8 protein-coding genes are annotated in these 7,949 nt (G+C 66.1%); all 8 read right to left on the bottom strand.

From position 1 onward, the window contains the following. Window positions 1-1,111: TrbI/VirB10 family protein (locus KAY22_RS21270; RefSeq protein ID WP_296625229.1), on the bottom strand; the 1,111-nt coding region annotated here is incomplete at its 3' end. Between the two features lie 68 nt (window positions 1,112-1,179). Next, complete coding sequence (trbG, locus tag KAY22_RS21265; protein WP_296625228.1) at window positions 1,180-2,160, bottom strand: P-type conjugative transfer protein TrbG; 981 nt, start codon at window positions 2,158-2,160, stop codon at window positions 1,180-1,182. Beyond that, on the bottom strand, window positions 2,157-2,846 hold the full coding sequence (gene trbF, locus KAY22_RS21260) for a conjugal transfer protein TrbF (protein WP_296625227.1): 690 nt from the start codon (window positions 2,844-2,846) through the stop codon (window positions 2,157-2,159). Before trbF ends, trbG begins: the two co-directional genes overlap by 4 nt. Next, window positions 2,843-4,204 (bottom strand): P-type conjugative transfer protein TrbL, encoded by a 1,362-nt coding sequence (gene trbL / locus KAY22_RS21255; protein ID WP_296625226.1) that lies wholly within the window; start codon window positions 4,202-4,204, stop codon window positions 2,843-2,845. The genes trbF and trbL overlap by 4 nt, the downstream gene beginning before the upstream one ends. A 3-nt stretch (window positions 4,205-4,207) precedes the next feature. Further along, the gene (gene trbK-alt / locus KAY22_RS21250) at window positions 4,208-4,492 is read right to left on the bottom strand and encodes a putative entry exclusion protein TrbK-alt (protein WP_012110076.1); all 285 of its coding nucleotides are present in this window, start codon (window positions 4,490-4,492) and stop codon (window positions 4,208-4,210) included. A 10-nt stretch (window positions 4,493-4,502) separates the two neighbouring features. Then, entirely contained in the window at window positions 4,503-5,288 is a 786-nt protein-coding gene (gene trbJ / locus KAY22_RS21245) for a P-type conjugative transfer protein TrbJ (RefSeq protein ID WP_296625225.1), read from the bottom strand. Then, on the bottom strand, window positions 5,288-7,738 hold the full coding sequence (trbE, locus tag KAY22_RS21240; RefSeq protein WP_296625224.1) for a conjugal transfer protein TrbE: 2,451 nt from the start codon (window positions 7,736-7,738) through the stop codon (window positions 5,288-5,290). The genes trbJ and trbE overlap by 1 nt, the downstream gene beginning before the upstream one ends. Window positions 7,739-7,752: 14 nt before the next feature. Next, window positions 7,753-7,949: VirB3 family type IV secretion system protein (locus KAY22_RS21235; protein WP_296625223.1), on the bottom strand; the 197-nt coding region annotated here is incomplete at its 5' end.

Below are 7,949 nucleotides of genomic sequence, written 5' to 3'. Positions count from 1 at the left end.
AGCCTCCGTAAGGTTCGAGGACGAGATCGCGGGTGACGATCACGCGGACAGGGAAGCCTGGCCGGATCGTCAGTGTCGGTGGGACGTTGAGCTGGCGCCGAACGATCTGCTGACCGGCATCATTGATGGTGTCCTGGCCGCCGTTGCGGATGGCGCGCAGGAGCCGATCCTGGTCATCGATGGCAAGCTCGGACCCGACTGACAGAAGCGTCGAGAGCCCCGCCGCTTTGGCGAGATCCCACCAATGGTAATCGACACCGTCTTCCAGACCAGCATAGCCCTGGGTATCGGCTCCGGGCTGGCGTTCTAGCACAATGGAGCGGCCATTGGGGAGGATGAGCCTGTTCCAGACGAGAAGCACGCGGCTCTGCCCGTATTGGACGCTGTTGTCGTACTGGCCGATGATCCGGGTGCCCTGTGGGATGACGAGGATGCGGCCGGTTGGGCTATCGTAGATGTTCTCCGTCACCTGCGCGGTGATTTGCCCAGGAAGATCGGAGCGGATGCCTGTGATGAGGGCGGCCGAGATGACCGCACCCGCCTGGAGAACATAGGGCGATGCTGGCGCCATGATGCGGTCGGCCGCAATGGTGCGGCGATCGACGGGAGCAGTGAGGAACGCAAGCTGCCGATCCTGTGCGGTCTGAGCGCCCGGTTGCGTGCCGGCTCCCACGTCGGCAAATCCGGGGATATTCGGGCTAACGGCCGCCGATGTTGCGGCCGGACCGGCCTGGAAAAACACGCGACTGGTGCGGGCTGCCTCCAATTCGGCGAGGCGACGTTGCTCCTCGGGATCAGGCCCGGGCGCCGCCATGGCGGGCGGTACGACAGGATGCCCCTGATTTTGCGCGCTGACGATCGGGCGGCCGAGGTCTCCAGGCAGCGCCGGGCCGAGGACCGGGCCGGTGTAATCGCGTGGCAGGCCGGCCAGGCCGTCGGCCGTGGTGCGGTTGTCGGTTGAATAGAGTTCGTCGGCGCTCTTGCCGGGATCGCGGCTCTGGAGCGCGTAGATGAGAGAGCCGCCGATACCGACGAGGGCAACCGCAGCGACGCCGGCGAGCACTTTGCGCGACAGCCGGGTGACGCGCGGAGGTTCTGCCCGCAGGCGCATGGACGATGATGCATCGACGGCGGGCGTTGATTGGTCCAGCCGTTCGGCGTTGTCGTGGTCAATGTCGCTCATGATGCAGGTTTCCCATCGGTTCGCACGATCCTGACGGTCTGCTGCTGCTTGCCGCTGCCGAGGCGCAGTTCGGCGGCGCCGAAGATGCGGTCCACGATCAGGATGTTCTGGTGGATGCGGCTGTTGACGAGCTGCGGCTCGCCATCGGTGCCGAGGACGAAGATCGGCGGCATTTCGCCTTGAACGATGCCGCGTGGAAATTCGACATACACACGCCTGCCGTCGTCATAGACGGCGACCGGCCGCCAGGGCGGCGTGTCGCCGGTGATGCCGTAGCGGTAGTGACGCGCGCCGGCAGCGGGAATGATAGGCGTCGCAGGGACCGTTCCGCGTTGCGATGCCGGTAGCGCGGGATAAGCCCATGCAACGGCCGGCATATAGGGTTTCGCCTCCGCCCTCAGCTCAAGCATGTAGATGCGGCGGTCGGTCGTGATGACCAGGTTCGTGGTGATGTCGGGGCGCGTCGGTTTGACGAGGATGTGGACGCGGCGCGAGAGGCCGGAACCGCTTTCGGTATCACCGATGATCCAGCGGGCGGTGTCACCGGCGGCGATTGGACCTGCGCCGGTCAGGCTTTCGCCCGGTTCGAGCGCGATGTTGGTGATCTGGCCGGGCGCGGCATAGACTTGGTAAAGCGCGCCTTCGCTCCAGGGATAGATCTGGATGGCGTTATAATAGCCCTCGCGTCGCGGTTCGACACGCGCCGCAGCATTGGCGTTTTCCACGCGGCCGCTCGGCGTATTCGCGGCGGTTCCACCATGCGCGACTGTCCAGGCAGGAGGCGTGTGCAGCGGACGCGGCGGCTGTTCCGTGACCGGCGTCGGCACGGCTGGGAGCGGCGGCACGTCACTGTCGTAGCTGATGGTGGGTGGTTTGAAGGTCGCGCAGCCCGCCAGCATCGTTGCCGAGAGCAGCATCATCGCCAAAGCGGATTTACGGAAAGCCGGAGAGCCGGACATGCGCAGAGATGTGCTCATTGGGACATCTCCCGCGACCAGTTGATGGCGTTGATGTAGATGCCGAGCGGATTGGCGCGCAGCCGGTCTGCGTCGCGCGGCGTCTGGATGACGATGGTGAGGATGGCGGTCCATCGCTCCGTGCCCGCGAGCTGGCCATTCTCGTAACGCTTCTCGGTCCAGGCCACGCGGAAGGAATCCGCCGATGCGCGGATGACGCTCGAAACCTCGACGGCGATCTGCTGTTTGCCGACCTTGGTGAAGGGATCGTTGGTGCGGGCATAGTCGTTGAGCGCACCGGCGCCGCGATCCGTGGTCCAGTCATAGGCGCGCAGCCAGTTCTGGCGCACGATGATCGGATCGGCCGGGATGCTTCTGACCTGCTCGATGAAGCGGGCAAGATGCCAGGCCACTTGCGGATCGGTCGGCCGGTAGTCGGCCGACGCTGGTGCAACGGATTGTGCCTGGCCGAGTCGATCGACCTGCACCACCCAGGGAACGACGGTGCCGCGCGCCGACTGCCAGACCAGCGCGGCGGCGAAGCCGGCCGACAGGAACAGCGAGCCGAAGGCCATGATGCGCCAGTTCCTGGCCTGGACACGGGCCGAACCGATGCGATCGTCCCAGACCTGCGCGGCGCGCTGATAGGGTGTTTCGGGATCGGGCGATTTCCCATAGTGGGCGGCGGGTCGTTTGAAGAGGCTCATGAGCGGTTACTTTCGGAGAGATTGACGGAAGAGCCGCCGCCATGGCTGTCGCCGGATTTGACGGCATGCGCTGCGATGGTGGCTCCGTGGCTGAGGGACTGATGGCGCTTCATGCGCTTGGCCCAGTCGGGTGGACCGTCGCGGGGCGCTGCGGCGGCGGCTTCGCCTGCGGAGCCTGAGCCGGGTATCGTGCTCATGGTCGAGGAGCCGCCCGTCGCCCCGAAGCCTGCCTTCGCACCTTCGGAGAAGCTGGACTTGACGCCTTCGGCGGCGCGCGCCGTCGCACGTTTCAGGGGTGATACGGTGGCTGCTCCGGCCGCGCGGGCGACACCGCCGAGACCCGAGGCGACACCGGCTGCGCCGGACTGGCCGAGCGAGCCGACGCTGTAGGCCGCGGCGGCTCCGCCTGCCGCTGCCGCACCGCCCCGCACGGCGGCAGCACCGCCGGACATCGCAGCCGCTCCTCCCTTCAGGGCAAGGCCTGCCGCGCCACCAGCTGCGAGTGCCGCACCACCGACGGCAAGCCCGGTGCCAACCGCCGCACCGGCGCCGAGTTGTGGTCCGCCGCTGACAAGACCGGCAGCAATGCCGGGGCCGAAGATGCCGAGCCCGAGCAGCGATAGCGCGGCAAGAACAATCGCCATGGCGTCGTCGATTGTGGGCGTTGCGCCGCCGAAGCCGGCCGTAAACTGGCTGAACAGCGTTGAGCCGATGCCGATGATGACGGCGAGCACCAGCACCTTGATGCCGGATGAGACGACATTGCCCAGCACGCGCTCGGCCATGAAGGCGGTCTTGCCGAACAGGCCGAACGGGATGAGGACGAAGCCCGCCAGCGTCGTCAACTTGAATTCGATCAGGGTAACGAAGAGCTGGATCGCGAGGATGAAGAAGGCGAGCAGCACCAGCGCCCAGGCGAACAGCAGGCAGGCGATCTGGATGAAGTTCTCGAAGAACGCGATCCAGCCCATCAGGTCGGAGATGGATTCGAGCAAGGGGCGCGCGGCGTCGAGCCCGGTCTGCGCGACCTTGCCGGGTCGCATCAGATCCTGCGCGGTGAAGCTGGTGCCGGAAGCCTTGAGGCCGAGGCCCGCGAACGAGTCGAAGACGATCTTGGCGAGGTTGTTCCAGTTGCCGATGAGATAGGCGAAGACGCCGACGAAGAGCGTCTTTTTCACCAGCCGGGCGATGATGTCGTCTTCCGCGCCCCAGCTCCAGAACAGGGCGGCAAGCGTCACATCGATGACGATCAGCGTTGTGGCGATGAACGCGACCTCGCCGCCGAGCAGTCCGAACCCGCTGTTGATGTAGGAGGTGAAGACCCCGAGGAAATTGTCGATGACACCTGCGCCGCCCATGGTTCACCGTCCTTCTGTTGTCGGGACGGCAGGCGCCGGGGGGCGGCCGAGGAAGCGATCGCGGCTCTCGGCCCAGATGCGCATGCAGTCGGTATCGCTCGCCGCTGCCTGGCCAAGCTGCTGGCACCGGCGCTGCCCTTCGCGGAGCGCATCGCGCTTGGGTTCGACAGCGTGGACGCGCTCCATTTCAGGGGCCGCGTCCTTCCGGGTCATCTCGATCGCCGTCGCCGTGATGGCGAACGATACGAAAACGATGGCGCCCAGCCGGGCCAGCATCTTGCCGTCCATGGCCGCGACCTCAGTTGCCGTTGCCGAACATCTGCGCGTTGCCGGGCTGATAGCCCGGGCCCGGCGTGAGGAAGCGGCGGCGCTGCTCCCGGCCCTGATCAGCCGCCGCCGCGCGCTCCGCGTCAGTCAGCGCCGTGGCCCGGCCGTTGGCGGAGATCAGCGCGATCAGGTCGGAGAGCTGCTGCGATTGCAGCGCGAGAAGCTGATTGCCGGCCTGTGTCGCCTGCAACGCACCCTGCGCGCCTTGACTCTGGCTGACGAGGTTCGACATCTGCGTGCGATTGCTGTCGATATTGCCGACGACACCGGCCTGAATGCGCATGGCGTCCTGCAAGCCGCCGACGGTGTTCTGCCAGCGCGAGCGAGCGTCGGTGATGAGCTTGGCGTCCGACGACGACAGTGAGGCGCTGCCATATTGCTGCTGGAACATCCGATCGACGTTCTGGACGTCGAAGGCGATGTTCTGCGCCTGGCCGAGGAGCTGCTGGGTGCGTTGGACGTTCTGTTGAATCTGCTGGAGCGCCGAGTACGGCAGGTTCGCCAGATTCTTGGCTTGGTTGATGAGGCTCTGCGCCTCGTTTTGAAGCGAGCGGATCTGGTTGTTGATCTGCTCGAGGGACCGCGCCGCCGTCAGGACGTTCTGGGCGTAGTTGGTAGGGTCATAGACGATACCGCCGAAGCCGAATTGCGCGTGCGCTGGCGCGGTCAGCACCGGCGATGCGGCGAGCGGTATCGCCAGGATGAAGGCCGCGAGCGACATCGCGCGCGGGCGTGAACGAAGCGTATTCATGGTCATTACTCCTTCTCGGACTGCTGGGGGGTGAGGTTCGTGAGGTCAGGGATGAGGTCTGCGGCCCACTCGGCGCCGCGCAGGCGCAGCCAGGCGGCGAGAAAGCCCTCGCGGCCATGCTCGGCGACGGTGCGCGCGATCTCGGACTGGTCGGTCTTGGAGGAGGTGGCGGCGAGCGCGAGACCGACTTCGGAGAGGCCCAGCTCGAACAGGCGATTGCCGCGTCGCGACTGGCAGTAATAGTCGCGCTTGGGCGTGGCCCGCGCGAGGATTTCGATCTGGCGGTCGTTGAGACCGAAGCGCCGATAGATCTCCGTGATCTGCGGCTCGATCGCGCGTTCGTTCGGCAGGAGCAGCCTTGTCGGGCAGCTCTCGATGATGGCCGGGGCGATGTTGCTGTTGTCGATGTCGGACAGCGACTGCGTGGCGAAGATGACGCTGGCGTTTTTCTTGCGCAGCGTCTTCAGCCATTCGCGCAATTGCCCGGAGAAGGCATCGTCATCGAGTGCGAGCCAGCCCTCGTCGATGATGAGCAGCGTCGGCGAGCCGTCGAGACGGTCGCCGATGCGATGGAAGAGATAGGCGAGGACGGCGGGTGCCGCGCCAGTCCCGACCAGTCCCTCGATCTCGAACGCCTGCACCGATGCCGAGCCGAGATGTTCGGCCTCGGCGTCGAGTAGCCGCCCATAGGGGCCGCCCACGCAATACGGTCGCAGAGCCTGCTTCAGGTCGTTCGATTGGAGCAACACCGTGAGGCCGGTGATCGTGCGTTCCTCGACCGGCGCCGACGCCAGCGAGGTCAGCGCCGACCAGAGGTGCTCCTTCACCTCGGGGGTGATTGCGATGCCCTCGCGGATCAGGATGGCGACGATCCAGTCGGCCGCCCAGGCGCGTTCGGGCGTGTCGTGAATGCGCGCGAGCGGTTGCAGCGAGACCGAGGAGTCCACGCCCTCGGTGAGATCGCCGCCGAGATCGTGCCAATCACCGCCCATGGCGAGCGCGGCGGTGCGGATCGAACCGCCGAAGTCGAAGGCGAAGACCTGGGCACCGGCATAGCGCCGGAACTGCAAGGCCATGATGGCGAGGAGCACCGATTTGCCGGCGCCGGTCGGGCCGACGACGAGCGTGTGACCGACATCGCCGACATGGAGAGAAAACCGGAACGGGGTCGAGCCTTCGGTCTTGCCGAACAGCAAGGGGGAGCTACCCAAATGCTCGTCCCGTTCCGGCCCCGCCCACACCGCCGAGAGCGGGATCATGTGGGCGAGATTCAGCGTCGAAATCGGGGGCTGGCGCACGTTGGCGTAAACATGCCCCGGCAATGAGCCCAGCCAGGCATCGACGGCATTGATCGTTTCAGTCATGGCCGTGAAGTCGCGGCCCTGGATGACTTTCTCGGCGAGGCGAAGCTTCTCGTCGGCAACTCGGGGATCGTTGTCCCATACCGCGATCGTCGCGGTGACATAGGATTGGCCGGCGTAGTCAGCGCCGAGTTCCTGGAGGGCGAGATCGGCGTCCGCCGCCTTGTTCGAGGCGTCGGTATCGACCAACGCGGACGCCTCGTTGGTCAGCACCTCTTTCAGGATCGCGGCGATGCTTTTGCGCTTCGCGAACCATTGGCGGCGGATTTTGGTCAGCAGCTTGGTCGCGTCGGTCTTGTCGAGCAGGATGGCGCGCGTCGACCAGCGATAGGGAAAGGCGAGCCGATTGAGATCGTCGAGGATGCCGGGCGTGGTCGCGGTCGGGAAACCGACAATGGTGAGAACGCGCAGATGCGCGGTTCCGAGACGCGGCTCCAGGCCGCCGGTGAGCGGTTCGTCGGCGAGCAGCGCGTCGAGATAGACCGGCGTTTCGGGCACACGGACGCGGTGCCGTTTGGTCGAGACGGTCGAATGGAGAAAGGTCAGCGTCTCGCTGCTATCGAGCCACTGGCATTCCGGCATGAAGCCGTCGAGCAGCGCCAGCACGCGATCGGTGCGGTCGACAAAGGTGTTCAGGATTTCCTTCGGATCGATGCCAGCGCGTTCGCGGCCCTCATAGAGCCAGGCTTCGGTGCGCGCGGCATCCTCGGCCGGCGGCAGATAGGTGATGGTGAGATAGTAGCCGGAGACGTAATGCGCGCCGGCCTCCTCGAAATCGGCTTTGCGCTCGGCATCGAGAAGCGCTGCGGCGGCGTCGGGAAACAGGTCCGCTGGATAGATCGACGCCTCGTGCCGCTGCGCCTCGACGAAGATGGCCCAACCCGATCCGAGACGACGGAATGCGTTGTTGAGCCGCCCGGCGACGGCGACCAGTTCGGCGGCGACCGCGGAGTCCAGATCAGGGCCGCGGAACCGCGCCGTGCGCTGAAAGCTGCCGTCCTTGTTGAGCACGACGCCCTCGGCGACGAGCGCGGCCCAGGGCAGATAGTCAGCGAGGCGGGTTGCGGTGCGGCGATATTCGGCAAGATTCATCATGGCGATGCGCTTCCTCAGACGGACAGATGAGCGGGGATGCGCAGGTGACGGCGACCGACCTCGACGAAGAGGGGATCGCGCTTTGCAGCCCATACGGCTGCGATATGGCCAATGGCCCAGATCAGCAGACCGACGAGCCAGAGGCGCAGGCCAAGGCCCACGGCTCCGGCCAGCGTGCCGTTCAGGATGGCGAGTGCGCGCGGTGCGCCGC

Origin of the sequence: Rhizorhabdus sp., from assembly GCF_018006725.1 — a bacterium.
Lineage (GTDB): Bacteria > Pseudomonadota > Alphaproteobacteria > Sphingomonadales > Sphingomonadaceae > Rhizorhabdus.
Note: the sequence above shows the minus strand (reverse complement) of the source record. Positions and strands in the feature narration are given on the sequence as shown.